The sequence below is a fragment of the Pseudoalteromonas sp. MMG010 genome (genome assembly GCF_018100905.1).
Classification (GTDB): Bacteria; Pseudomonadota; Gammaproteobacteria; order Enterobacterales; family Alteromonadaceae; genus Pseudoalteromonas.
The window spans coordinates 203029-227814 of the sequence record NZ_JAGJEG010000003.1 but is presented as its reverse complement, the minus strand read 5'-3'; the positions used below and the strand labels follow the sequence as shown (position 1 = coordinate 227814).

General features: G+C 39.7%; 27 protein-coding genes. 18 read left to right on the top strand and 9 right to left on the bottom strand.

The window, feature by feature from the left end; all coding sequences use genetic code 11:
* Positions 1 to 9: 9 nt before the first annotated feature.
* From J8L70_RS06000 to J8L70_RS05975, 6 genes are read right to left on the bottom strand one after another with little or no spacing between them, the layout of a single operon-like run.
* Positions 10 to 267 carry a BolA family protein gene (locus J8L70_RS06000; protein WP_211054629.1) on the bottom strand — a complete coding sequence of 86 codons (258 nt, stop codon included), beginning with the start codon at positions 265 to 267 and terminating at the stop codon, positions 10 to 12.
* Between the two features lie 5 nt (positions 268 to 272).
* Complete coding sequence (locus J8L70_RS05995; protein ID WP_211054628.1) at positions 273 to 566, bottom strand: STAS domain-containing protein; 294 nt, start codon at positions 564 to 566, stop codon at positions 273 to 275.
* On the bottom strand, positions 559 to 1239 hold the full coding sequence (locus J8L70_RS05990; protein WP_211054627.1) for an ABC transporter substrate-binding protein: 681 nt from the start codon (positions 1237 to 1239) through the stop codon (positions 559 to 561). Before J8L70_RS05990 ends, J8L70_RS05995 begins: the two co-directional genes overlap by 8 nt.
* 4 nt (positions 1240 to 1243) lie before the next feature.
* Positions 1244 to 1792: an outer membrane lipid asymmetry maintenance protein MlaD gene (mlaD, locus tag J8L70_RS05985; RefSeq protein ID WP_211054626.1), complete on the bottom strand. Its 549-nt coding sequence runs from the start codon at positions 1790 to 1792 to the stop codon at positions 1244 to 1246.
* A 14-nt stretch (positions 1793 to 1806) separates the two neighbouring features.
* On the bottom strand, positions 1807 to 2586 hold the full coding sequence (mlaE, locus tag J8L70_RS05980) for a lipid asymmetry maintenance ABC transporter permease subunit MlaE (RefSeq protein ID WP_211054625.1): 780 nt from the start codon (positions 2584 to 2586) through the stop codon (positions 1807 to 1809).
* The gene (locus tag J8L70_RS05975) at positions 2586 to 3401 is read right to left on the bottom strand and encodes an ATP-binding cassette domain-containing protein (RefSeq protein WP_211054642.1); all 816 of its coding nucleotides are present in this window, start codon (positions 3399 to 3401) and stop codon (positions 2586 to 2588) included. Before J8L70_RS05975 ends, mlaE begins: the two co-directional genes overlap by 1 nt.
* A 266-nt stretch (positions 3402 to 3667) precedes the next feature.
* Between J8L70_RS05975 and J8L70_RS05970 the strand changes: the two genes are divergently transcribed.
* The 12 genes from J8L70_RS05970 (at position 3668) to mgtE (ending at position 12896) form a co-directional block, all read left to right on the top strand.
* Positions 3668 to 4636 (top strand): calcium/sodium antiporter, encoded by a 969-nt coding sequence (locus tag J8L70_RS05970; protein WP_211054624.1) that lies wholly within the window; start codon positions 3668 to 3670, stop codon positions 4634 to 4636.
* 3 nt (positions 4637 to 4639) lie between these two features.
* Entirely contained in the window at positions 4640 to 5611 is a 972-nt protein-coding gene (locus J8L70_RS05965; protein WP_211054623.1) for a KpsF/GutQ family sugar-phosphate isomerase, read from the top strand.
* Positions 5611 to 6162, top strand: a complete 552-nt coding sequence (gene kdsC, locus J8L70_RS05960; protein ID WP_211054622.1) for a 3-deoxy-manno-octulosonate-8-phosphatase KdsC — start codon at positions 5611 to 5613, stop codon at positions 6160 to 6162. The genes J8L70_RS05965 and kdsC overlap by 1 nt, the downstream gene beginning before the upstream one ends.
* Positions 6159 to 6713 carry an LPS export ABC transporter periplasmic protein LptC gene (gene lptC / locus J8L70_RS05955; RefSeq protein WP_211054621.1) on the top strand — a complete coding sequence of 185 codons (555 nt, stop codon included), beginning with the start codon at positions 6159 to 6161 and terminating at the stop codon, positions 6711 to 6713. Before kdsC ends, lptC begins: the two co-directional genes overlap by 4 nt.
* Positions 6703 to 7242 carry a lipopolysaccharide transport periplasmic protein LptA gene (gene lptA / locus J8L70_RS05950; RefSeq protein WP_211054620.1) on the top strand — a complete coding sequence of 180 codons (540 nt, stop codon included), beginning with the start codon at positions 6703 to 6705 and terminating at the stop codon, positions 7240 to 7242. Before lptC ends, lptA begins: the two co-directional genes overlap by 11 nt.
* Complete coding sequence (lptB, locus tag J8L70_RS05945; RefSeq protein WP_211054619.1) at positions 7239 to 7964, top strand: LPS export ABC transporter ATP-binding protein; 726 nt, start codon at positions 7239 to 7241, stop codon at positions 7962 to 7964. The genes lptA and lptB overlap by 4 nt, the downstream gene beginning before the upstream one ends.
* Before the next feature lie 68 nt (positions 7965 to 8032).
* Positions 8033 to 9532 (top strand): RNA polymerase factor sigma-54, encoded by a 1500-nt coding sequence (locus J8L70_RS05940; RefSeq protein WP_211054618.1) that lies wholly within the window; start codon positions 8033 to 8035, stop codon positions 9530 to 9532.
* 25 nt (positions 9533 to 9557) lie between these two features.
* Positions 9558 to 9845, top strand: a complete 288-nt coding sequence (gene hpf / locus J8L70_RS05935; protein ID WP_211054617.1) for a ribosome hibernation promoting factor — start codon at positions 9558 to 9560, stop codon at positions 9843 to 9845.
* 4 nt (positions 9846 to 9849) lie between these two features.
* The gene (gene ptsN, locus J8L70_RS05930; protein ID WP_211054641.1) at positions 9850 to 10302 is read left to right on the top strand and encodes a PTS IIA-like nitrogen regulatory protein PtsN; all 453 of its coding nucleotides are present in this window, start codon (positions 9850 to 9852) and stop codon (positions 10300 to 10302) included.
* Between the two features lie 18 nt (positions 10303 to 10320).
* Positions 10321 to 11166, top strand: a complete 846-nt coding sequence (rapZ, locus tag J8L70_RS05925; RefSeq protein WP_211054616.1) for an RNase adapter RapZ — start codon at positions 10321 to 10323, stop codon at positions 11164 to 11166.
* A gap of 29 nt (positions 11167 to 11195) precedes the next feature.
* Positions 11196 to 11468, top strand: a complete 273-nt coding sequence (locus J8L70_RS05920) for an HPr family phosphocarrier protein (protein ID WP_211054615.1) — start codon at positions 11196 to 11198, stop codon at positions 11466 to 11468.
* 69 nt (positions 11469 to 11537) lie between these two features.
* Entirely contained in the window at positions 11538 to 12896 is a 1359-nt protein-coding gene (gene mgtE / locus J8L70_RS05915; protein ID WP_211054614.1) for a magnesium transporter, read from the top strand.
* A gap of 1201 nt (positions 12897 to 14097) precedes the next feature.
* Here the strand turns inward: mgtE and J8L70_RS05910 are convergent.
* Both J8L70_RS05910 and J8L70_RS05905 read right to left on the bottom strand, forming a co-directional pair.
* Positions 14098 to 14778 (bottom strand): Fe2+-dependent dioxygenase, encoded by a 681-nt coding sequence (locus tag J8L70_RS05910; RefSeq protein ID WP_211054613.1) that lies wholly within the window; start codon positions 14776 to 14778, stop codon positions 14098 to 14100.
* Between the two features lie 86 nt (positions 14779 to 14864).
* Positions 14865 to 17045: a TonB-dependent siderophore receptor gene (locus tag J8L70_RS05905; protein ID WP_211054612.1), complete on the bottom strand. Its 2181-nt coding sequence runs from the start codon at positions 17043 to 17045 to the stop codon at positions 14865 to 14867.
* Positions 17046 to 17266: 221 nt separating this feature from the next.
* Between J8L70_RS05905 and J8L70_RS05900 the strand changes: the two genes are divergently transcribed.
* Genes J8L70_RS05900 through J8L70_RS05875 form a run of 6 tightly spaced genes read left to right on the top strand, consistent with a single transcriptional unit; the run spans position 17267 to position 22202 of the window.
* Positions 17267 to 18043: a DUF3450 family protein gene (locus tag J8L70_RS05900; protein ID WP_211054611.1), complete on the top strand. Its 777-nt coding sequence runs from the start codon at positions 17267 to 17269 to the stop codon at positions 18041 to 18043.
* Entirely contained in the window at positions 18040 to 19344 is a 1305-nt protein-coding gene (locus tag J8L70_RS05895) for a MotA/TolQ/ExbB proton channel family protein (RefSeq protein WP_211054610.1), read from the top strand. Before J8L70_RS05900 ends, J8L70_RS05895 begins: the two co-directional genes overlap by 4 nt.
* Positions 19337 to 19717, top strand: a complete 381-nt coding sequence (locus J8L70_RS16045) for a MotA/TolQ/ExbB proton channel family protein (RefSeq protein ID WP_211054609.1) — start codon at positions 19337 to 19339, stop codon at positions 19715 to 19717. Before J8L70_RS05895 ends, J8L70_RS16045 begins: the two co-directional genes overlap by 8 nt.
* Positions 19718 to 19723: 6 nt before the next feature.
* On the top strand, positions 19724 to 20128 hold the full coding sequence (locus tag J8L70_RS05885; protein ID WP_211054608.1) for a biopolymer transporter ExbD: 405 nt from the start codon (positions 19724 to 19726) through the stop codon (positions 20126 to 20128).
* A gap of 1 nt (position 20129) precedes the next feature.
* Entirely contained in the window at positions 20130 to 20780 is a 651-nt protein-coding gene (locus J8L70_RS05880) for an energy transducer TonB (protein ID WP_211054607.1), read from the top strand.
* Between the two features lie 12 nt (positions 20781 to 20792).
* A complete protein-coding gene (locus tag J8L70_RS05875; RefSeq protein WP_211054606.1) occupies positions 20793 to 22202 on the top strand; it encodes a tetratricopeptide repeat protein in 1410 nt (469 codons plus the stop codon).
* Positions 22203 to 23327: 1125 nt separating this feature from the next.
* On the opposite strand, the gene lpdA is transcribed toward J8L70_RS05875, so the two are convergent.
* Positions 23328 to 24752, bottom strand: coding sequence for a dihydrolipoyl dehydrogenase (lpdA, locus tag J8L70_RS05870; RefSeq protein WP_211054605.1), 1425 nt, complete (start codon positions 24750 to 24752; stop codon positions 23328 to 23330).
* Positions 24753 to 24786: the final 34 nt, after the last annotated feature.

Genomic DNA, 24786 nt, shown 5'->3' with positions numbered 1-24786 from the left:
GGGCCTTAATCATTGCGGTAAAATAAATTTTTGCTCTCGTTTCCACTCTGTAGGAGTAAAAGCACGAATAGAAACAGCATGAATAGTCCCGTCTGAAATAGTCTCCATTAATGGCCCATAAACCAGCTGTTGTTTTTTTACTCGGCTCAGTCCATCAAAGCATTCACCAACGGCAATCACTTCATAATGGCTACCATTGGCTTTTACTTGTATGTGTTCTAATTGTAGTTCGTCGCGTAATAATATTTCGACTTGGCTAGTTTCCATAACTCTCACTCAAATAAAGTTGTTACATGACCCAATTGCATTAAATTTTGCAGTTGTTCAGGTATGTTTTGCAATTCAAGGTGTATGCCTTGCTGCTTAAATTGTGCAAAAGAGTGAATTAACCAAGCTAAACCTGCTGTGTCAACCCTAGTTAACTCACAAAGGTCAAAATAGCAGGTTTTATGCTCATTTAATGCCTGTTTGTTTAAAAATTGGTCATCACCAATTGAGTTTCGAGTTAACTCGCCAGATACTTTAAATTGCTGCTCCCCTAGCTGAGTCACTGCTAATTTAGTCATCTGAGTTACTACCTCTAAATTGCACAGGCAACTCACTTTTTTGCTCAAGAAGTTCGCTCACACGTTTAATACCTTGTTGGCGTAATACACCTTGTAGCTCGCTTTGCTTGGCATCTAATAAGCTAATACCTTCGGCTATCATATCGTAAGCGCGCCAGTGGCCTTCTCTGTTTTCACGTACTTTAAAGTGTATTTTTATATCGGGCTTACCACTTTCAACAATTTTAGTTTTAACCACTACAACATCTTTGCCTTTATATTCTTCTGGTGCACCAAACTCAACCTGTTGATTAGAGTATTGAGTAAAAACACCTGCATAGGTTGCAACTAAATACTCTCTAAATACCATAATAAAATGCTGAATATCTTTAATCGCTTGCGCTTTTTCTTCTTTGTCTTCAATTGCTCTAATTTTAGATACTTCACTACCTAAAACACGTAAGGCGGCATATTTATAATCGATATAAGGCATTAGCTCTTGTTCAACAATTACACGTAAATGCTCTTTATCAGCAGCGATTAACGCCTGATCTTTTGCAATACGGGCAAATGTTTTATCAGCTACGGCTCGAATCATCTTGTTCGGATCTGTCAATTCAATCTCTGCAGCATCAACAAATTGAGCAACGAAAAGCACGCTAAAAACGGTAAATAAAATAAATTTTTTCAACATAATATTACTCACTACTTTGATTAAATAAGAATTGCCCAATTAGCTCTTCTAACACAATTGCTGATTTGGTATCTGATACGGTATCACCATCACCAAGCGCTTTACTTTGAACACCAAATAAATCATCGATCGCTTGGTCTTGTTCGGTACTTACAATATCTTCACCTAAGCAACGTTTTTCAGCTGACTCGGGAGCAATAACGGGGTTAATTCCTAAGTATTGCTCACCTAAAATACCCGACGTTAATATAGAGACCGAGCTAGTATCCGAAAAACGACATAAATACTGCGCATCTATGGTCATATTAACCACAGGAACAAACTCTTTTGGATGAACATAAATCGACTCCACTCGGCCAATAACAACCCCCCCTACTTTTATTGGAGCGCGTGTTTTTAAAGACCCTATATTTTCAAACTTCGCATTAAGCGAGTATGTTTCTCCCGTTCCTGCTATTCCTGAATTGGCTACTTTAAGTGCAAGCATAGCAAATGCTAAAATCCCTAATGCGACAAAAAAACCAACTAAAATTTCTAATTTACGTGAATTCATTATTTATATCCTAATTAGCTGGTAAACATTACCGCTGTCAAAATAAAGTCAAAACCTAATACTGCCAGTGAAGAGTGAACCACTGTTTCGGTGGTTGCTTTACTAATCCCTTCTGAAGTGGGAACACAATCATACCCTTTGTATAATGCAATCCAAGTAACAACGATGGCAAATACAAAGCTTTTTATTATCCCGTTTAATATGTCTTGAGTGAACGATACCTGCGATTGCATAATTGACCAAAAGCTACCTGTATCAACCCCAAGCCAGTCAACCCCCACTAAATGGGCACCTATAATTGCCACTGCAGAAAAAATAATAGCCAATAAAGGCATACTAATAAAACCAGCCCAAAAGCGAGGAGCAATAATACGTTTTAATGGGTCAATCGCCATCATTTCTAATGATGATAACTGCTCTGTTGCTTTCATTAAGCCTATCTCGGCGGTTAGCGCACTACCTGCACGACCGGCAAATAATAACGCAGTCACTACAGGACCTAACTCGCGCAATAAACTCAAGGCAACCAGAGGCCCTAAACTATCCTCAGCACCATAGCCAACTAATACGGTATAGCCTTGTAACGCTAAAACCATACCAATAAATAATCCAGAAACCATAATAATCAGTAACGATTGCGAGCCAACCATATACAGTTGGCGCACTAATAATGGCGTGCCTTTTTTAACGCTCGGTACATTTACCAATGCGCTAAATAACATATACGCTGAACGCCCAAGTGCAGCAAAGCGGCCTAATGTTTTATGACCCAGCTTTTGTAATACATCTAACATTAGCGACTTTCCCCTAATAGCTCATCAGCATAAGGCTGTGCGGGGAAATGAAATGGCACAGGGCCATCAGATAAACCCTTTAAGAATTGTTGAACTAACGGTGATTCATGTTCAAGCATTTGTGCAGGCGTACCACTACCAATAACACCTTGCTTTGCAATAATAATGACATGATCAGCAATGCTCATCACCTCGGTTACATCATGCGTCACAATTAATGACGACAAGCCCAACACTTCGTTCAGTGATTTTATAAGCTTAACCAACACTCCCATCGAAATAGGGTCTTGTCCGGCAAAGGGTTCATCATACATAATTAATTCGGGGTCAAGTGCAATAGCACGAGCCAAAGCTGCACGGCGCGCCATCCCGCCCGATAACTCAGAAGGCATTAAATCTTTAGCACCACGAAGGCCAACAGCTTGTAGTTTCATTAATACAACAAGGCGAATTAACTCTTCTGATAACTCTGTATGCTCACGAATAGGGAATGCAACATTATCAAACACCGACATATCGGTAAATAAAGCACCACTTTGAAATAACATGCTCATTTTAGTGCGCGCCTCATAAAGAGCTTTGCGCGACATGGCAGGAATACTTTCTCCTTCAAAGAAAATATCACCGGTATCGGGTTTTAATTGACCACCGATTAAACGCAACATGGTCGTTTTACCAATACCGCTAGGGCCCATAATGGCGGTTATTTTCCCTTTAGGCACACTAAAGCTCATATTTTCATATATGGCTCTATTGCCTCTAGAAAAGCATACATCCTTGACTTCTACTATTGATTGCGACAAGTCGCTCTCCATAACATTTCTCACTTTATATCCTATTTTAAGGGTTTTTGTTGCAAGATGGAAAACACAAATCGTAAGATTTTGTAATACCTAAATACAAATCAGTCTAAGCTTGACCGGCTTTAACTTAACATTCGCTTAAAAAGCGACTAAACAACAAAAAACAGCGCGCTTTTATAACATTATAATACACTAGACCCTACTCTTTTATTTATACTTTCAGGTTTGCATTTGTTACTATTCGCGCCAACTCAATTTTGAATACTTGGCTACATAACATGCTTACCTCTTTTGTTATTTTAATTATTGGTTTTGCCGGCTTAGTGTGGAGTGCTGATCGCTTTGTTTTCGGCGCTGCCGCTTTGGCCAAAAATCTGGGTGTACCAACATTAATCGTTGGTTTAACGGTCGTAGCAATGGGATCATCAGCGCCCGAAATGATGGTTTCAGCATCGGCTGCATTAGCCAATAAAACAGATACTGCCGTGGGTAATGCGGTGGGCTCAAATATAACAAATATTTTATTAGTACTGGGTATTACAGCACTATTACGACCATTATCAGTGTCTTCAAGTACTTTAAAACGCGAAATGCCATTAGTATTACTCATTTCATTGGCAAGTTGGTATATTTTTTCTGATAACTATTTTTCCTTAAACGAAGGTATTGCACTGCTAATTGGCTTTGTTGTATTTATTGTTGGCTTAATTATTATTTCGTTACGAGCTAAAGCACAAGATGACCCCTTTGTCGCCGAAGCATGCGATGAAGTCCCAGACAATGTACCAACCAAAAAAGCCGTATTTTGGTTAATTATCGGTATAATTTTATTACCCGTTAGCGCACATTTTTTAGTAGGTTCAGCCGTCGACATTGCAAAATATTTTGGCTTAAGTGATTTAGTCATCGGCTTAACAATTATTGCAATAGGTACTAGCTTACCCGAACTAGCAGCATCAATTGCTGGGGTATTAAAAAATGAAGATGACTTAGCATTAGGTAATATTGTTGGCTCAAATGTATTTAATATTCTCGCGGTATTACCTTTAGCCGGTATTATAAATCCTTCCGCGGTTGACTCATCTATTGCCACTCGCGATATCTTAATTATGTTAGGCGCAACGATTGCCTTAATTGTTATGTCATTGAACTTTAAAGGACGCCAACGTATCAATAGAATAGAAGGCGGCCTATTACTCACCGCATTTGTGGCGTATCAGGGCTATATTTTTAGTCAAGTAGGATAGTTCATGACACAGCAAAACTTTATTAAACAAGGCTTGCGTGTATTAGCGATAGAGCAACAAGCACTTAGCGATATAGCACAGTACATAAATGATGATTTTAATCACGCATGCCAGCTTATGTATCAATGCACAGGTCGTATTGTTGTTATTGGTATGGGCAAATCAGGTCATATTGGTAATAAAATAGCAGCTACTTTAGCAAGTACAGGTAGTCCTGCTTTTTTTGTACACCCCGGTGAAGCCAGTCATGGTGATTTAGGTATGATCACCGAACACGATGTCGTAATGCTAATCTCCAACTCTGGAGAGACCAGTGAAGTATTAAATATTATTCCGGTGTTAAAGCGAATCGGTGCAAAAATTGTTGCAATGACAGGCAATACAAACTCCACTATGGCTACTTTTTCCGATGTTCATATTTGTATTAAAGTTGAAAAAGAAGCATGCCCATTAGGCCTTGCACCGACAGCAAGTACCACGGCTACCTTAGTTATGGGCGATGCACTAGCTGTAGCCCTATTAGAGGCTCGCGGCTTTACAGCAAATGACTTTGCTCTATCACACCCAGGTGGCAGTTTAGGTAAACGCTTATTACTGAGTATTAACGATATTATGCACAGTGGCGATCGCACGCCTATTATTACACTCGCACAAACGATAAAAGATGCCTTAATTGAAATGTCAGCTAAAGGATTGGGCATGACCGCCATTGTCGATGAAAAGCAGCAATTAGCGGGGTTATTTACTGATGGTGATTTACGACGTATTTTAGAGCAACGCGTAGATATACACAGCACATTAATCAGTGAGGTCATGACAACTAAATGCACCACGGTCCCTGCACATATACTTGCTGCTGAAGCATTGAATATTATGGAGCAAAAAAGTATAAATGGACTCATTGTTATTAATGAACAAAACCAACCTATTGGTGCACTTAACATGCAAGACTTATTAAAAGCGGGAGTTATATAATGCAATTTGAAGACCTTTACCAACCACTTAGTCTTGACGTACAAGCCCGAGCTAAAAAAGTAAAACTACTTATTTGCGACATTGATGGCGTGTTTTCAGATGGCCGAATTTATTTAGGCAACCAAGGTGAAGAGCTCAAAGCATTTAATACCAAAGATGGATTTGGTATTAAAGAGATCATTAATAATGGATTTGAAGTTGCTGTAATTACCGGGCGCCATTCAAAAATAGTACAACAAAGAATGCAAAGCTTAACGGTACCACATATTTATCAAGGCCAAGAAAATAAGCTTTTAGCCTATCAAGAACTCAAAAATAAATTAAACTTAAGCGACGATGAAATTGCTTACATTGGTGATGACGGTCCTGATATGCCAGTAATGGAGTTGGTTGGTTTTGCTGTTGCAGTCAACGACGCTCACCCTTTAATCAAACGTATCGCTCATTATACAACCCTGTTACCAGGCGGTTTTGGTGCAGTAAGAGAGCTAACTGATTTATTAATGCTCGAAAACAATAAAGCCTTAACAACTAAAGGCACTAGCTCATGAATTCAGCTCGTATTGTCTTATTCGTTGCTTTTACCGGTTGTATGATATGGCTGTGGTTGCCTTATTTTACTCAACCAACCACAACCCAAAGCACCGATGCCGAAATACTTGCCAAACCCGATTACACAGCCAAAGCGTTAAAACAAACCGCTTATGACAAACAAGGTAATTTAAGCCACCAAGTTACAGCAACAAAAATGGAGCTTTACCAACAATTGGGTTTTACTCATTTTGAAAAACCCATTTTTACCTTATACAACAACGATCAAACATGGCAAATTAATGCTAACGAAGCTTCTTTGTATGAAAACCAACAACTCATTTTAGAAGGTGACGTTGTTGCAACAAACATGACAGAAAACGCCATGATTGAAAAAATTCATGCAGATAACATTCATGTTGATATAAACTTATTAACAATGAGTTCAGAGCAGCCCGTTATAATCACTGGCCCCAACTTAAAAGTAATAGGGAAAGGACTTCAAGCTGATTTAAACACCGAAGTGATCGAACTTATTAACCACACGCGAACTATATATTATGACCAATAAGCTATTAAAATTATTTATCGTCCCTGCGCTATTATTAAGCATGCCAAGCTATGCAAACACCGCAGAAGCTACACCAAATGCCAACCAAATTTCGATTAGTTCAGATACCCAACAAGGGCAATTAAAAGAAAATGTAGGTATTTTTGAAAAAAACGTTGAAATAGTACACGGTAACCGACTAATCAAAGCGGATCGCCTTGAGGTACATAAACGTGATAACTTAGGTAACGATAAGCAGTTATTGATTGCAACAGGAACCCCCGCTTACTTTGAAGAAAAGCAACCTGACGGAACAATAATCAGTGCCAGTGCAAACGAAGTTCGTTACGATGTTTCTACACGTACCTTAGTTTTAAATGGTGATGCAAAAATCACCCAAGCAGGTCAAAAAATACAGGCTAAAAGTATCACTTACGATATTGAACAACAGTTAATTAATGCCGAAAAAGACGAAGATTCATCAGAACGAGTACACACTATTTTAGTACCCGTAGAAAAAAAATTAAAAGGCGATGAAGGTCAACCATGAGTACACTAAAAGCAGCATTACTAGCAAAAAGCTATAAAGGCCGCCAAGTCGTAAAAAATGTTGGCTTAGAAGTAGAAGCAGGCAGTATCGTTGGGTTATTAGGGCCTAATGGCGCCGGAAAAACTACAACGTTTTATATGATTGTTGGCTTAGTTCCGAGCGATAAAGGCACAATAAGCATTGATGATAACGATATCACCTTATTGCCTATGCATAGTCGCGCGCGTTTAGGTATTGGCTATTTACCGCAAGAATCATCTATTTTTAGAAAACTCACTGTGTATCAAAATTTAATGGCTATTTTAGAAACTCGAAAAGAACTGAGTAAAGCCGACAGAGAAAATACATTAAACAGTTTACTTGATGAATTTAGCATTCAGCATATTCGAGATAGCCAAGGCATGGCATTATCTGGTGGTGAGCGCCGACGGGTCGAAATAGCGCGCGCATTAGCAGCAGATCCAAAATTTATTCTTTTAGATGAGCCTTTTGCTGGTGTTGACCCCATTTCAGTGTTAGATATAAAGAAGATAATCGAACACCTTAAAAATCGTGGTATTGGTGTGCTTATAACCGACCATAATGTAAGAGAAACACTTGATGTATGTGAAAAAGCCTACATAGTATCTCATGGTGAGCTAATAGCGTCGGGTACTCCTGAACATGTATTAAGTGACAAAACAGTGCGCGATGTTTATTTAGGCGAACAATTTAGACTATAACTTTAAGATAAGTCTAATAAGCATCTGCTAGTATTAATTCATATCAAAAAAAGGATTGTTAGAGATACATGAGGCAATCATTACAGCTGCGCATGGGCCAGCAACTTACAATGACTCCACAACTGCAACAGGCTATTCGCTTGCTGCAGTTAAGTACGTTGGATCTTCAGCAAGAAATCCAAGAAGCGCTCGATAGCAACCCACTACTTGAAATAGAAGAACAAGATTACACGCAAGAAACTGCTGGAAAAAATGAACAAAAATCTGAAAACGATGAAGTAACCGTTAGTGCCTCCGCAGATGAAAAACCCAGCGAGTATGAGCAAGACGCCGGCGAAGCACTTACCAAAGATACGGTAAGTGATGAAATGGCTATGGATGTAACGTGGGATGAATACATGAGCGCAGCACCAGGGTCATCATCAGGCCCAATGCCAGAAGATGAATCTATTTATCAAGGCTCTTCAAGCGAAACTCTCCATGAATATTTAATGTGGCAATTACAGCTCACCCCCTTTAGCCCTACCGATGAAGCCATTGCGATTGCGATTGTTGAAGCGGTTGATGATTCGGGGATTTTAACGCTCAGCTGTGAAGAAATTTTAGAAAGCTTTAATCAAGAAAACGTAGAAGAACAAGAAGTTGAATTAGATGAAATTGAAGCGGTATTAAAGCGCATTCAATTATTCGACCCAGTTGGGATTGCAGCTCGCAGCCTACAAGAGTGCTTATGTATTCAGCTCAATCAATTTGATCAAGACACCCCATACTTAACCGAAACAAAAATGGTGTTAACCGATCATATCGACTTACTGGCAGCGCGTGATTATCGTACGTTAATGAAAAAAACAAAGCTTAAAGAAAATGAGCTTAAAGAAATAATGACACTCATTCATACGCTTAATCCAAAGCCTGCAGATACCATTGTGCGCGAAGAGTCTGAATATGTTATTCCTGATGTGTCAGTAAAAAAAGCAAAAGGACGCTGGATCGTAGAACTAAATCCAGACAGCATGCCTAAAATAAGAGTGAACAACCAATACGCAGCAATGTCTCGCACAGTCAAATCAAGTGGAGATAGCCAGTTTATTCGCTCTCACTTACAAGAAGCAAAATGGTTTATTAAAAGCCTTGAAAGCCGTAACGATACATTACTCAAAGTAACCAATTGTATTGTAAAACAACAACAAGCATTTTTTGAACATGGTCCTGAGGCAATGAAGCCAATGGTACTTAACGATGTTGCTGAAATGGTCGAAATGCACGAATCAACGATTTCGCGTGTTACAACACAAAAATACATGCATACGCCTCGTGGTATTTTTGAATTAAAGTATTTTTTCTCAAGCCACGTAAGCACAGAAAATGGCGGAGAATGTTCTTCAACCGCTATACGCGCACTAATTAAAAAGCTAATTGCTGCAGAAAACTCAGCTAAACCATTGAGTGATAGTAAAATTGCAGATATATTGGCAGAACAAGGTATTAAAGTAGCTAGACGCACAATAGCAAAATACCGTGAATCGCTAGCTATTCCACCGTCAAATCAGCGAAAAAGCTTGATTTAAGACGAAAACAAAGAGGAAAACGCTTATGCAATTAAACTTAACTGGTCGCCATGTAGAAGTTACTGATTCTTTAAAAGATTATATTAATACTAAGTTTGCGAAACTACAAAGGCATTACGACCACATCAATAACGTACACGTAATACTCGATGTAGAAAAGCTAAGCCAAAAAGCAGAAGCGACAATTCATGTCAGTGGGGCCGAATTATTTGCATCCACTGAGCACCAAGATATGTATGCAGCCATTGACTCGTTGATTGATAAGCTAGATCGACAAGTAATTAAACACAAAGAGAAGCTTGCTCGACACTAATATGATGAAATTAAGTTCACTAATATGTCAGGACTGCAGCAAGGCTGCGGTCCTTTTTAATAGTAAAAAACGGATCTTAGAGTTCATCAGTGAGCTTGCGCATAATAAATTACCGTATTTAGCGCAGCAAGATATTCTAAATTCATTAATGGCCAGAGAAAAACTTGGTAGCACCGGAATTGGCCGAGGCATTGCAATTCCTCACGCAAGAATGAACGGGGCACAAGACCCTCTTGCGTTAATATTAATTAATGAAAAACCAATCAGTTTTGATGCAATTGATAACCGCCCTGTCGATATTTTTGTTGCTTTAATCGTACCCGATGGTGATAACAGTCAGCATTTAAAAACGCTATCGACTATTGCTGAAAAACTCAATAATAAAGAGTTTTGTAAGCAATTACGCAGTGCGCAAAGCGATGAATCTTTGTACCAAATTATCGTAGAACAATCGTAACTAACAATGGAGAGTTAAATGGAGTTAATCATTATAAGTGGCAGTTCGGGTTCGGGAAAATCTGTTGCTTTAAGGGTTGTAGAAGATCTCGGCTATTACTGTGTAGATAACATTCCATTAAACTTATTACCTTCATTAGTACGCAGCGTATCTGATAATTATAATAAAATAGCCGTTAGTATAGATGTACGAAATCTACCTAAAGAACAACAAGAATTTAATGAAATTTTAGAGTACCTACCGGCCTTTACAAAACCCACAATATTTTATTTAGATAGCGAACATCAAACACTCATTAAACGCTTTTCTGAAACCAGACGATTACACCCATTATCAATGGATTCTTTACCGCTAGACATCGCCATAAAAAAAGAAAAAGAATTACTCGATGTTTTAATTTCAAGTGCCGACTTTATTATCGACACCACCGATTTAAGCGTACACCAATTAGCAGAATCAATCCGCGAAAAAATTCTCGGGAAAAAAGACAAAAAACTCATTATCACGTTCGAGTCTTTTGGTTTTAAACACGGTATTCCTAAAGAAGCCGACTATGTGTTTGACGCACGCTTTTTACCTAATCCACATTGGGAGCCAGAGCTAAAACCCCTTACTGGGTTAGACCAACCCGTTAAAGACTACTTAGCGAATCATAGCATAGTGCAAAAATTCACATGGCAAATCCAAACGTTTGTACAAACTTGGTTGCCGCATTTAGAACGAAATAACCGTAGCTACCTCACAATTGCTATTGGGTGTACAGGCGGTCAACACCGCTCTGTTTATTTAGCTCAAACAATAGGGGAAAGCTTTTTAACAAGTCACCCTAATGTAAAAATTAGACATCGCGAACAAGAAAAATAATTAAAGGTTCATATTAAACAAGGTAGTATATGCGCTCTGAAGATACTTTTTTAATACAAAACAAACTTGGTTTACACGCAAGGGCAGCCACTGTACTTGCACAGTTAGCAGTAAAGTTTGATGCCAGCATTACTTTATATCAAGATGAAAAAGAAGCCGCAGGCGATAGCGTGTTGGCACTGATGTTACTTGAAAGTAGTAAAGGTAAAGAAGTAAAAGTAGTTTGTGAAGGCCCCGATGCTGCACCAGCACTGGAGGCAATTGGACAATTAATAGCCCAACGATTCAACGAACAAGAATAGCCATAGCACACGCCAATTAACTAATATACACTAATAAGGCCTTGCTAAAATAAACAACTAAGGACGCCAATGCCTGAAGCTTTTGAACAAGATTACCCACTACAACAACTTAAGCAAGTTACACAATCGCTTAATAGTGGTCAATTTGTTCAAGTGCGTCGTACCTTAGCCAAAACAGCCCCCTGTGATACCGCCCTTTTACTTGAATCTTCGCCGCATAAAATACGTCGTTTATTATGGAAATTAGTCGACCCTGATGTTCAAGGTGACGTACTTGAAGAGCTTTCTGAAGATGTACGCCTAGGCATTATTGCACGAATGGAACCTGAACATATCGCTGCGGCAACAGAGGATATGGATCACGATGATCTAGGTGAAGTATTACGTAGTTTACCCGATACCGTATACCAAGACGTTGTAAGCGCAATGGACAGCCAAGATAGAGAAAGAGCAACTCAAGCCCTCTCTTATCAAGAGCGTTCAGCTGGGGCACTAATGAACACCGATACGGTCACCATTCGCCCCGATGTCACCCTCGATGTAGTATTACGCTATCTTCGCTTACGCTCAAAACTGCCTGAAGGCACCGATGACTTATATGTCGTCGATAAACATAATTGTTTTTTAGGCGCTTTATCGCTCAGCACTTTACTGACTAATCCGCCTGAAAAAATAGTTAAAGACTTAATGGATGAAGACTGTGAGTCAATTCCTATTTCGATGGATGAAAGTGAAGTAGCTCAATTATTTGAACGCCACAATTGGATTTCGGCTCCGGTTGTTGACGACAACGCACATCTGTTAGGCCGTGTCACCATTGATGATATTGTTGATGTTATTAGAGAAGATGCCGAGCACAGTTTATTAAGTTTAGCGGGCCTTGATGACGAAGAAGACACCTTTGCACCGGTATTAAAAAGCTCTAAAAAGCGCTCGGTATGGCTAGGTGTTAACTTATTAACCGCTTTATTAGCGGCGTTTGTTGCTAGCTTTTTTGAAAGCACACTCGATATTTTACCTATTCTTGCCGTGCTCAACGGGATTGTTCCTTCAATGGGCGGAGTTGCTGGCAGCCAGTCACTTACCCTTGTTATCCGCGGGATTGCCGTAGGTCATATAAACCAAACCAACCAACGATTTTTAATGGCTAAAGAGCTCGCTATTGGCGCACTCAATGGTATTTTATGGTCGGTGTTAATTGCCGGTGTTATTGCACTGTGGCAATGGGATTTTATGTTAGGCGGCGTATTAGCCTTTGCCATGTTTATGAACTTAGTTGTAGCGGGTGTTGCTGGCGCTAGTATTCCTATTATTTTGAAAAAAATGAAGATAGACCCTGCTTTAGCTGGCAGTGTTGTATTAACAACAGTCACTGATATTGTGGGTATATTTGCCTTTTTAGGCACCGCCACCTGGTTGTTAATATAAAATACAGCCGCTAAATGAACAACCAAAGCACAGGTTCTAGTCACTAAAGCACCAAGTTACCACTCAAAAGCTCAGCATCTCTAAAGCGCAGCGTCTCTTTGTGCACAAATGTCTTAATCACTTAACTACTTAAAAACCAAAGACAAAACTATTGCCCACAAAGAGAAAAAAATGAGGGTAAATGAGAAGCCAAAAACACGAAAAAATCACTAATCACTAATCACTAATCACTACTCTAAAGCGCAGCGTCTCTAAAGCGAAGCGCCTCTTTGTGCAAATAATCACTTAATTACTTAATTACTTAATTACTTAATTACTTAATTACTTAATTACTTAAAAAAGACAAAACCATTGCCCACAAAGAGAAGTAAATGAGGGTAAATGAGAAGTGAAAAACACGTTCTAGTCACTAAATCACTAAGTTACTACTCTAAAGCGCAGCGTCTCTAAAGCGAAGCGCCTCTTTGTGCATAAATGGCTTAATCACTAAAAACCAATGCCCACAAAGAGAAGAAAATGAGGGTAAATGAGAAGTGAAAAATACGTTCTAGTCACTAAATCACCAAGTTACTACTCTAAAGCGCAGCGTCTCTAAAGCGAAGCGCCTCTTTGTGCAAATAATTACTTAATTAATTAAAACCAAAGACAAAACCATTGCTCACAAAGAGAAGCAAATGAGGGAAAATGAGAAGTGAAAAACACCTTCTAGTCACTGAATCACTTCTCTAAAGTGTAGCGCCTCTTTGTGCAAATAATCACTTAACTACTTAAAAAACAAAGACAAAACCATTGCTCACAAAAAGAAGAAAATAAGGGTAAATGAGAAGCCAAAAACACGACAAAATCACTAATCACTAATCACTAATCACTAATCACTACTCTAAAGCGCAGCCTCTCTAAAGCGAAGCGCCTCTTTGTGCAAATAATCGCTTAATGACTTAAAAAAAGACAAAAAGCATTGCCTATAAAATATCACCACGTACACCCAGTGATATGACTGCATATTATACTGTACCAGAAAAAACGCTAATGGAGCTTGATTGGCAAGCCGAATACGGTATTGATACCATGATGTAAGATACATGGTGATAGCAATCTAATCACCCCAGTAAGTATCAAAAATAGTAAGCTAGCAACTAAGGTTAAAGTGCTTTTTAGGCTTTAACCTTAACAAAATATTCGGTGTTATTTTAAGTTGATGCTAGGTGTGTGCCCATTGACGTAATAAATTGTGATAAACACCGGTTAACTGAATAATCTCGGGGCTATCTGCTACTTTTTCACGTAAGCCTTGAATAGACATATCTAAATCAAATAGCAAACCGCGCTTTTCATCACTATTAACCATACTCTGCAGCCAAAAGAACGAAGCCAAACGGCGGCCTTTGGTCACTGGAGTCACTCGGTGTAAACTGGTCGAAGGGTACAACACCATACTGCCTGCAGGGAGCTTTACACTGTGCGAACCATAGGTGTCTTCTATTACTAATTCACCACCTTCATATTCATCAGGCTCATTTAAAAATACCGTCATCGATACATCTGTACGCACTTTTACGGGGGTACCTGGCACTTGTCTAATAGCATTATCAACATGCACACCAAACGATTGTCCTCCTTGGTAGCAATTAAATAATGGAGGGAAAATCTTCGCGGGCAGAGCTGCCGACATAAATAGATTATTACGTGCCAATGCAGCCATAATAATCTCGCCCAACTCTAGTGCCTCTGGACTGTTTTCTGGTAATTGTAAATTATTTTTTGCTTGGCTAGATTGATAACCAGCAGTAATACTACCATCAGCCCACTGTGCTTTTAATAGCTTTTCATAGCAGTATGCTACTTCTTCTTTGGTGAGTAAATCTGGTACTTTAATTAACATGTGAGCCCCTTCACTAAATGTAAAAAAATAAGGGTAGTTATCAAGCCTACCCTTATATTTACTGCGCTATTTAATACTCAATTATATTAAAACGAGTAGCTTGCCGTTAAGCTAAATTTACGTCCACTACCTGGTACAAAGTGGCCGCCGCCCAATTGGTCAACGTAATCTTTATCGCCAAGGTTTTCACCATTTAGCTGTAAACTTAAATCAGCACTAACGTCATACGCTACCATAAAGTCAAAAATAGTATAACCCGCAGCGCGTGAGCGTGTTGCAGTTGTCCCATTAAAGCGCTCGCCTACATACTGAGCACCAAAGCCAAACGACAATTGTTCTGACATATCATAAGTGGTCCATAAACTAGCACTGTTTTTCGGGGTACGTGCTAGCTCATTGCCTATTTGTGTAACGTCATCACCCAAGGCTTTGGTTACTTCACTGTCTTGATATGTGTAAGACGCAATTACCGTCCAGTCTTTAGTAATAATACCTGTTGCTGAAAGCTCTAAACCTTGTACACGTTGTTCGCCGCCAAGAATTTCATCGCTCGCACTATCACCAAATGGGTCATCAGTAAGGGCATTGGTTTTTTCAGTGCGAAATAAAGCAGCATTAGTTTGTAGTTGGCCATCGAATAAGCTCCACTTAGTACCAAACTCGTAGCTCTTGCTTTTCTCTGCATCTAGCTCCGCGGCATTAGTACGAGTAGAAACGGTCAATCCTTCCGCCGACGGGTTGTATGAATTACCTGCACCTAAATAAATACTACCGTTCGCATTCGGTTTGTATACCACTGCTGCATTCCAGCTGGTTAAGTCATCACTGGTCGTAATTAATGCTGTTGGATCTGTGTAGCTGTTATAATAATCAGTTGTGAAACGATCATGACGTAAACCTGCTGTCACTTCCCAATGCTCGTTTAACGTCACTGTATCGAAAATAAAAATTGCTTGATTTTTAGCTTTAGCTTCAATGCTAGTGCCGTCACGTCCGTATACACCTGTAAAAGCAATCGTTGCATCTGGGTTATATAAATCGTTTCTGATCTCATCTTCAATTAAATTATCAGCCGTTGTCGCTACTAAGTTATAACGAGTAAAGGTTTCGTTTGCTAATTCAACCCCTGCAACAATATCATGCGTCAATCCACCCCATTGATATTGGCCAACCAAGTCAACTTGTAAAGCCGCTAAATCATTTTCAGTATCACGTGTTTTTTCATCAGAAAAAGTAATATCAGTATCGGTTGTCACTGAGAAGTAGCGTGGTGCAGTAGTTACCGATTCACGCTTCACTGTCCCTAAACGTACCTGCGCACGAATCATCGTATTTTGCGATAGATCATGCTCGTAACGTGCTGTTGCTGAGTATGCTTCTATATCTTCATAATCCCGATAAATATTACCGTAGAAATTATCAAAATCAACAGGAGATGGGCCTCGAGCACTGTCTGCTAATTCAGCTACAGGAGTATCGCTGCTCACCCAAGCGATACCGTAATCTGGTAGGTTATCTTGCCTTTGGTATTCGAAATTAAGATCAAAACGGCTATCTGTACCCAAACCTGTTGCAATCGCAACTGCAATTGCGTTAGTTTCATTTTCAACATAATCACGGCCGGCAACATCACCACTATCACTTAATAAGTTAACACGCAGAGCACTGGTATCGTTAATTTTAAGGTTAGTATCATAACGAGCACGGTAGTCGTTCTCTGTACCTAAACGCAAAGATACGTCATTAAATTCATCTAATTTAGCTTTTTTACTTTCAAGGTTAATACTACCACCTGTAGCACCACGACCTGATACAGCAGAGCCTGGACCTTTTGAAACTTCAACGGCTTCAATGTTATAAATATCGCGGGTGTAACCGGCAATATCACGAATGCCATCAACAAAAATATCATTGGTCGCACTAAAACCACGGATAGACATGCTATCACCAGTCGGAGCACCACCTTCACCGGCAGCTAAAGAAATCCCTGAAACATTGCGCAGTGCATCTTGTAAACTATCAACATTACGGTCTTTCATTACGGCTTGGTTAATTACCGTAATCGATTTTGCAGTATCAAGTAAGGGTTGCGTATATTTATGCGATGTTGAGTTTTCAACTATGTAACTCGATTCGGTTTGAGTTTCAGCTTTAGTTACTGCTAACTCTTGCGTATCTTGTGCATTAGCCCATGTTGATAAGGTTGCTGTAACAACTGCTGCGATAGGGGTTACGTATGCACTTCCTTTATTTGATGGCTTATTCATGTTAACTCCATAGTGTACTGATTAATTTTCGTCAACCTATTAAAAGTATTTTTAGGTCATATAAATTGCGGGAAAAGACTATCACTACAACTCAATCATGTAAATAACAATTGTTATCATTTGCATTACTTTATTTAATAAGGTATTCTAAGCACATTCAAATTGACAATAATTACTTCGTGTAATTATTTATTTTCTACTTTCAGGATCTTTGTTAAGTAATGCCAAGCGTAATTAAACTACTCCCCCTGTCTGTCGCATTTTTTGGTGCTATATCAGTACATGCAAATTCAGTTAACGAAATAGAACAACTGATCAATAAATGGCTTTCTATCGAGAATCAAACCAGTCAATTAGAGTCACATTGGCTTGAGAGAAAAAGCTCAATGTCGCAAAATTTAGTGATCTTAGAGGCTGAGCAACAGCAGCTAAAAGCATTAACTGAACGCAGGAAAAAAAATAGTACTGAATTAACAAAAAAGCGCGAACAGCTCATCACTCAACAAGCTCAGCTTGAACTAGACCAGCAGCAGTTAGAAGACCAGCTTAATACCATTTCACAGCGTTTATTATCATTGCAAGTACAGTTACCTCCTCCGCTACTTAACAGCTGGCACAATGTCGGAGATTTAACCGATCCCCAACTCAGTAGCACCGAAAAGCTTCAAATGGCACTTAAAATGTTAACCCTACTCACTGAGTTTCAACAGCGTATTTCTATTCACGAAATGGCAATTGAGCACCCTGACGGGCAAGATATATGGGTAAAACAGCTTTATTTAGGTGCCGCTCAAGCTTGGTTTGTAAGTGAAGATTTAACTTATGTGGGAACTGGTTTTGCCAGTGAATTAGGTTGGCAATGGGAATTCGACCCCAGCATAGATGCACAACAAGTTGCACAAGGCATTGCAATGCAACAAAAACAACGCCCTGCCGACTGGCTCACCTTACCTATCTTAAGTTACAAATCAGCAACGCAAAGTGAGGTGAACGAATGAAACATGTATACCTAAAAACCTTTGCCTTAGTGATGCTAGTGTTTTGTCAGCAAGTGCTGGCCGATAGCGATAACTTAAAGCACAGTGTGTTAAACGATATAAAAAAAGCACAGAGCACCCTAAACAGCACACAAGCAAACATCGCCAAGCAACAAGCACAATTAGCGAAAAAAATATTTAACAAACAACAATCTTTGCAGCAATTACGCCAACAAGCTGCCGTAAACCGTCGTTTAGCCGACGAAGACTCGCTAAGCTTAGAACAATTACAAACACGCCTAGCAACATGGCAACAGCAACAGCAATACCAAATAAATGTGCTTAACCAGTTTACTAGGCAACATAACTTAGCCACGGCAACATCAAGCGATCAAAGTGCTTTACTTAGCCAAGTGCTGGAGCAAATTAAGCAGCAAGAAGTTGCGCTCTATCCGCAGTTTAAACAACAGTCCATTGTGCTCAATAATGGAGAATTAAGCCAAGCAAGCACTTTAAAAGTTGGGCCTGTGACTTGGTTTAGTACCAGCACACCAAAATTAATGGGATTAGCAAATGAAGACCAGCAAGCGAATACCTTAAAAGTCGCGTTAGTGCAGTCTACCAGTACCGATAACCCACTAAATACCAGCTTGCAGCAAGGTGGGGTTGGCAATATGGCACTGACTTTCGATCCTACTTTAACTCAGTTAATAACGAGCCAAGCACAACAAGAAAGTCCGCTTGAGCATCTTAAAAAAGGCGGGCTTTGGGCAATTCCTATTATTTTATTTGCCTGTTTTGCATTAACTATAGCCTTACTTAAAGCAGTGCAATTGTTGCGTTTAAGTAAAATTAAAATGCACTCACAACTACAGCTGCAAACACTCTTTAATGAAAACAATAGCAGCGCCTTTTTAGGCATGCAGCAACAGTTGTTTAATTTAACCTTGGCAAGCGAGAAAGGCCAAGTAAGAGATGATCAATTATTTAATCAGCTGATCCACGATAAACACAAGCTCGACAACTTTATCGGTGCGATTGCCATTACCGCAGCTGTTGCCCCATTACTCGGTTTATTAGGTACCGTCAGTGGCATGATCGAAACGTTTAAAATGATGACATTGTTTGGCTCTGGCGATCCCGAGGTCGTATCAGGCGGTATCGCACAAGCGCTCATCACCACCGAACTTGGATTAGTGGTTGCCATTCCTGCGTTAGTACTTAATGCACTGCTGTCACGCAAAGCCAAAGCCTATTACAGCCAATTAGAAGCATTTTCTTTACAACTGAGTCAGTTAGAACAAGGAGAGCCTCGTGTTTGAACAACTTATCAGTAATCCTATTTGTTGGAGCATTATTATTTTAGCGCTTGCTGTGTACCAACTGGTGTTTCATGATTTATTACATTTAAAGCAATACCAAGCTCAGCGAAAAGGCTACTGGCAAGAAGTCAGCTCTATATTAACAGCTGCACTGCCATTATTAGGGCTATTAGGGACTATTGTTGGTTTGCTTGATACTTTTAAAGTAATGGCGCTTGGCCACAATGAACTGATGAGTGAAGCTATTGGTGATGCATTACTCACCACGCAATTAGGCTTAGTGTGCGCTATTCCGGCTTGGTTGCTCCAAGCCTACTTAGCTTACTCACAGCGCAATCCGAAATTACATACACTCAATAAACAATTGGGGTAAGCTTAAATGCAATCACGCTTAAAACATCGCCTCGAGCAAGAGCATGGCCAGCATATCGATATGTCGCCACTGCTTGATGTGGTCTTTATATTACTCATCTTCTTTATCGTTACCACAGTATTTGTGCGAGAAAGTGGCGTCGAGGTGAATAAACCCCAAGCCGTATCGGCCAGCCGCCTAGAGCAGCAAGTTATTTTTATTGCCATTACAGATAACCAACAAGTCTTTTTTGACGGCAGTCAAATAGGGGTTGCAGGGGTGCGCTCTAGTGTTGAGCAAATGTTAAAGCAGCAACAGCGACCTGTAGTGATCCAAGCTGATAAAACCGTTCCTACAGAATTACTGGTTCAGGTGATCGATGAAGCCAAGCTTGCTGGCGCAACACAAGTTAACTTAGCAACTAAATCTTAATATGCAACCAATTATAAGTCAGCCAAAAAATAAGCGGCATCCATTATTTGCTTTTATGCTCAGCCTTAGTGTACTGGCCGCCGCTTTACTCTTGCTGTGGCTAGGTCAACTTGCCGAAAATGTAATAGACGATAAAGTAGTTGTACGCGAAGTCGCTATGGTGGCACTGCCACCACCGCCGCCGCCTTCTGTCAGTCAACAGCAAAGTAGCGAGCCTTTACCAAGCCTAACAATACAAGGTGCAGGGGCAGCTATTCAAGCGGTCGAAATAAAAGTTGAAAGTAATTTTAAAGTGACAAAACCCGATGTCCCAAACACTGTAATAGCGGCACCACAATGGCAGAGCATGAGTATAAACTGGGATGCATTTAGCTTAAATCAACTTGATACCTTGCCTACACCACTGAGTACAGTCAAAGCCAGACTACCTAAAAGCTTAACTCGTCATGGTACTGGCGCATTTATAGTAAAACTCGATGTGTTTATAGATGAAAATGGCAGATTAACCTTAATTGAAGTACTTGAGAATCCTCACCCTTCACTTAAACCTGAAATAGATAGAATTATTAAAACAACGCGCTTTACTGCACCCAAAAAAGATGGCGAAACAGTTCGTACTCGCTTTATTTGGCCTATTGAATTTAAACCTTAAAGCCTATTTAACATGAAAAAAATAAATCGTATTTTAACTCCAAACTCATTCACTCGACTGTTAACACGCTTAGCTGTTGTTGCCTTACCCATTTTTAATGTTGCAGCTCAACCAATCCCTCCTCTAAAGGTCACTCTCACACCTAGTGATCCAACTTGGCAACTGGCGCTAAATAATACTTTACTTTCCCCAAGCGAAGTGCAAATTGAGCCTACAGAACGTAGTTTTGCACGCCAACTTCAGCCTTTACTACAAGGTGGTGAGTATCAGCAAGTTGCTGAACTATTTAATAGCCGCAATAACGGAAAAAACAGCCTAGCCCTTAATTTGTTACAAGCTCAAGTGTTACTCACATTAAAACAGTTTAATGATGCAGAGGCCGCTTATTTAAGCTGTTTACAACAGTCACCCAACTTAATAAAAGCACACCAAGGACTTAGCCTGCTTTACATGCAACAAGGGCAATATCAAAAGGCACAAAAGCACTTAATTCACAATATAGAGCTAGGCCAAGCTGATGCACAAAGCTATGCGCAACTTGGTTATATTCATGTCCAACAAAATAAACCTTGGAGCGCCATTGCGGCATATCGCCAAGCCCTTATGCTCACACCAAATACCGCACAGTACCAGCAAGGACTACTATTTGCGTTAATAGAATCGGGGGATTTAAGACAAGCAAATGTATTGTTACAGGAGTTATTAAATGCCGACCCCAACAATGCCGACTTATGGTTACAGCGCTCACAAATTGCCTTGCAAATTGAAGACCAAGCACAAGCATTAAGTGCTATAGAAGTCGCGTTGAAACTAAACCCCAAAGATACCAGTAACCTTTTATTGGCAGCGCAATTACATCTGAGCAAAGGTAGCGCCAAACGAGCTGTTGCATTACTGCAACAAAGTTTAAAGAGCAAAACAATAAATACACAAAGCCAAGTCATCAGCACCACAATGCAAACCCTAGGTTGGTTAGTCGCTCAACAGAAATGGCAACTAGCCCAATCGCTCATTCGTAGTGCAAAACCAATAACAAAAAAACTAGCAAAGCCAGAACAGGCACAGTTTTCGGTTTACAGTGCACAGCTTGCTATGGCACAAGGTAATACTCGCACCGCAGTAAATAGTTTAACTAAAGCACTAGAAATCAACCCAACTTTAGGTGATGCCTTATTAAGCTTAGCGAGTATTTATCGAAATAAAAAACAGCTAACTCAAGCAAGGTTAATGTACGTACGTGCTCAGGCTATACCACAATTTGAGCTATCGGCTTGGCTTGGTCTGGCACAAATAGCCATAGATAGTAAAGACTACTCAAATGCATTAAAACAGTTACGCAAAGCTTTTAATTCTTATCCTGAACGTCAAGATTTAGTGACCAATATTCGTGCCTTAGAGAACTTGGTACGCCAACAAGGTTAAAACATTGCAGCGCCACAAGGGTTGTTCTAAGCGCTGCAATCAAAGTCATGCCCTCCTGATAATTTTTGCTTTATTTAAGCTAAAGGCAATGATTTAATTAATTTTATTTCCTTCACTTTATCGCCTATACCCGACGCAATTGTAAATATAGCTTTGTGATCCAAGATGAAATTTCTTGGCGTTTACATAAGTTTGTTAGCCACATCGCTGAACTGCCATACTCTAAGGCTTAAACTGTAATAAAGCGCAGCGCCTCATCAGCGAAGCGCCTCTTTGTGCAAATAGTCACTTAATCACTTAAAAAAAGACAAAAGCCATTGCTCACAAAGAGAAGGAAATGAGAGTAAATGAGAAGTGAAAAACACCTTCAGTCACTGAATCACTTAAAAAAAGACAAAAGCCATTGCTCACAAAGAGAAGCAAATGAGGGTAAATGAGACGTGAAAAACACCTTCTAGTCCTAAATCACTAAGTTACTACTCTAAAGCGCAGCGCCTCATTAGCGAAGCGTCTCTTTGTGCATAAATGTCTTAATCACTAGCTTTAATCACTTAAAACCAAAGACAAAAGCCAATGATCACAAAGAGAAGAAAATGAGGGTAAATGAGAAGTGAAAAACACCTTCAGTCACTGAATCACTACTCTAAAGCGCAGCGTCTCATTAGCGAAGCGTCTCTTTGTGCATAAATGTCTTAATCACTAGCTTTAATCACTTAAAACCAAAGACAAAAACCATTGCTCACAAAGAGAAGCAAATGAGGGTAAATGAGAAGTGAAAAACACCTTCAGTCACTGAATCACTACTCTAAAGCGCAGCGTCTCTAAAGCGAAGCGCCTCTTTGTGCAAATAATCACTTAATTACTTAATTACTTAATTACTTAAAAAGCCAAAGACAAAAACCAATGCTCACAAAGAGAAGAAAATGAGAGTAAATGAGAAGTGAAAAACACCTTCTAGTCACTGAATCATTACTCTAAAGCGCAGCGTCTCATTAGTGAAGCGTCTCTTTGTGCATAAATGTCTTGATCACTAGCTTTAACCAAAAACAAAACCAACGCTCATATACAAAATAACAAAAAACCCAGCAAATGCTGGGTTTTTAAAACAATCTTTAAAAGTACAAATTACTTTTTCTTAACTGCTTTTTTGTTTGGTAAATCAGTGATTGAACCTTCAAATATTTCAGCCGCAAGACCAATTGATTCGTTCAATGTTGGGTGAGCATGAATAGTAAGCGCTAAGTCTTCACCGTCTGCGCCCATTTCTACTGCTAAGCCAATTTCGCCAAGCATTTCGCCTGCGTTAATACCGACCATAGCACCACCGATCACACGACCACTTTCTTTATCAAAGATAAGCTTAGTTTGACCTTCTGTACGTGCTGATGCAATTGCACGCCCTGATGCTGCCCATGGGAATACCGCAGTTTCAACTTTTAAGCCTTGCTCTTTTGCTTCTTTCTCAGTCACACCTACCCATGCAATTTCAGGGTCAGTGTAGGCAATCGAAGGAATGCATTTCGGGTCAAAGAAATGTTTCTGACCAGAGATAACTTCTGCTGCAACATGTGCTTCATGAACCGCTTTATGCGCAAGCATAGGTTGGCCAACGATATCACCAATGGCAAAGATGTGATCAACATTTGTTTTAAGTTGCTTATCAACATTAATAAAGCCACGCTCATCAACATTAACGCCCGCTTTGTCAGCATCTAGTAATTTACCATTTGGTGTACGGCCAACGGCAACAAGTACTTTATCGTAACGTACTGGTTCTGCTGGTGCGTTTTTACCTTCAAATGTAACGTATAAGCCATCATCTTTCGCTTCAACTGCCACTACTTTAGTAGATAGCATAACGTTGAACTTTTTGCTTACGTATTTTTGGTAAATCTTGATAACGTCTTTATCAGCTGCTGGTACTAACTGGTCTGCAAATTCAACAACATCAATTGCTGAACCTAATGAACGGTAAACCGTACCCATTTCAAGACCAATGATACCACCACCTAATACAAGTAGTTTTTCAGGTACATCTTTAAGCTCTAGTGCGCCTGTTGAGTCAATTACACGGTCATCTTGTGGGATGAAAGGCAAGTTAACTGGCTGAGAGCCTGCAGCGATAATAGCGTTGTCAAAAGTAATCGTTGTATTACCTTCAGCGCCTTCAACCGCTAAAGTGTTGCTACCAGTAAATTTACCGTAACCGTAAACAACTTTAACTTTACGCATTTTAGCCATGCCGTCTAAGCCGCCAGTTAATTGACCAATAACAGAGTCTTTCCATGAACGGATTTTATCTAGGTCAATTTGTGGTGCACCAAAAGTAACACCGTGCGATGACATTTCTGCAGCATCATCAATAACTTTAGCTACGTGCAAAAGTGCTTTTGAAGGGATACAACCTACATTAAGACATACGCCGCCTAATGTATCGCGAGATTCTACTAATGTTACTTCTAAGCCCAAGTCAGCAGCACGGAAAGCCGCAGAATAACCACCAGGACCACCGCCTAGTACGACAACTTGAGTTTTTAATTCGTTGCTCATGCTATTACCTTAATTGTTTGAACGGGACAATGCC

Coding starts and splice junctions, on each gene's coding strand:
- J8L70_RS06000 (WP_211054629.1), bottom strand. CDS start 267: ATGGAAACTAGCCAAGTCGAAATATTATTACGCGACGAACTACAATTA.
- J8L70_RS05995 (WP_211054628.1), bottom strand. CDS start 566: ATGACTAAATTAGCAGTGACTCAGCTAGGGGAGCAGCAATTTAAAGTA.
- J8L70_RS05990 (WP_211054627.1), bottom strand. CDS start 1,239: ATGTTGAAAAAATTTATTTTATTTACCGTTTTTAGCGTGCTTTTCGTT.
- mlaD (WP_211054626.1), bottom strand. CDS start 1,792: ATGAATTCACGTAAATTAGAAATTTTAGTTGGTTTTTTTGTCGCATTA.
- mlaE (WP_211054625.1), bottom strand. CDS start 2,586: ATGTTAGATGTATTACAAAAGCTGGGTCATAAAACATTAGGCCGCTTT.
- J8L70_RS05975 (WP_211054642.1), bottom strand. CDS start 3,401: ATGGAGAGCGACTTGTCGCAATCAATAGTAGAAGTCAAGGATGTATGC.
- J8L70_RS05970 (WP_211054624.1), top strand. CDS start 3,668: ATGCTTACCTCTTTTGTTATTTTAATTATTGGTTTTGCCGGCTTAGTG.
- J8L70_RS05965 (WP_211054623.1), top strand. CDS start 4,640: ATGACACAGCAAAACTTTATTAAACAAGGCTTGCGTGTATTAGCGATA.
- kdsC (WP_211054622.1), top strand. CDS start 5,611: ATGCAATTTGAAGACCTTTACCAACCACTTAGTCTTGACGTACAAGCC.
- lptC (WP_211054621.1), top strand. CDS start 6,159: ATGAATTCAGCTCGTATTGTCTTATTCGTTGCTTTTACCGGTTGTATG.
- lptA (WP_211054620.1), top strand. CDS start 6,703: ATGACCAATAAGCTATTAAAATTATTTATCGTCCCTGCGCTATTATTA.
- lptB (WP_211054619.1), top strand. CDS start 7,239: ATGAGTACACTAAAAGCAGCATTACTAGCAAAAAGCTATAAAGGCCGC.
- J8L70_RS05940 (WP_211054618.1), top strand. CDS start 8,033: ATGAGGCAATCATTACAGCTGCGCATGGGCCAGCAACTTACAATGACT.
- hpf (WP_211054617.1), top strand. CDS start 9,558: ATGCAATTAAACTTAACTGGTCGCCATGTAGAAGTTACTGATTCTTTA.
- ptsN (WP_211054641.1), top strand. CDS start 9,850: ATGAAATTAAGTTCACTAATATGTCAGGACTGCAGCAAGGCTGCGGTC.
- rapZ (WP_211054616.1), top strand. CDS start 10,321: ATGGAGTTAATCATTATAAGTGGCAGTTCGGGTTCGGGAAAATCTGTT.
- J8L70_RS05920 (WP_211054615.1), top strand. CDS start 11,196: ATGCGCTCTGAAGATACTTTTTTAATACAAAACAAACTTGGTTTACAC.
- mgtE (WP_211054614.1), top strand. CDS start 11,538: ATGCCTGAAGCTTTTGAACAAGATTACCCACTACAACAACTTAAGCAA.
- J8L70_RS05910 (WP_211054613.1), bottom strand. CDS start 14,778: ATGTTAATTAAAGTACCAGATTTACTCACCAAAGAAGAAGTAGCATAC.
- J8L70_RS05905 (WP_211054612.1), bottom strand. CDS start 17,045: ATGAATAAGCCATCAAATAAAGGAAGTGCATACGTAACCCCTATCGCA.
- J8L70_RS05900 (WP_211054611.1), top strand. CDS start 17,267: ATGCCAAGCGTAATTAAACTACTCCCCCTGTCTGTCGCATTTTTTGGT.
- J8L70_RS05895 (WP_211054610.1), top strand. CDS start 18,040: ATGAAACATGTATACCTAAAAACCTTTGCCTTAGTGATGCTAGTGTTT.
- J8L70_RS05885 (WP_211054608.1), top strand. CDS start 19,724: ATGCAATCACGCTTAAAACATCGCCTCGAGCAAGAGCATGGCCAGCAT.
- J8L70_RS05880 (WP_211054607.1), top strand. CDS start 20,130: ATGCAACCAATTATAAGTCAGCCAAAAAATAAGCGGCATCCATTATTT.
- J8L70_RS05875 (WP_211054606.1), top strand. CDS start 20,793: ATGAAAAAAATAAATCGTATTTTAACTCCAAACTCATTCACTCGACTG.
- lpdA (WP_211054605.1), bottom strand. CDS start 24,752: ATGAGCAACGAATTAAAAACTCAAGTTGTCGTACTAGGCGGTGGTCCT.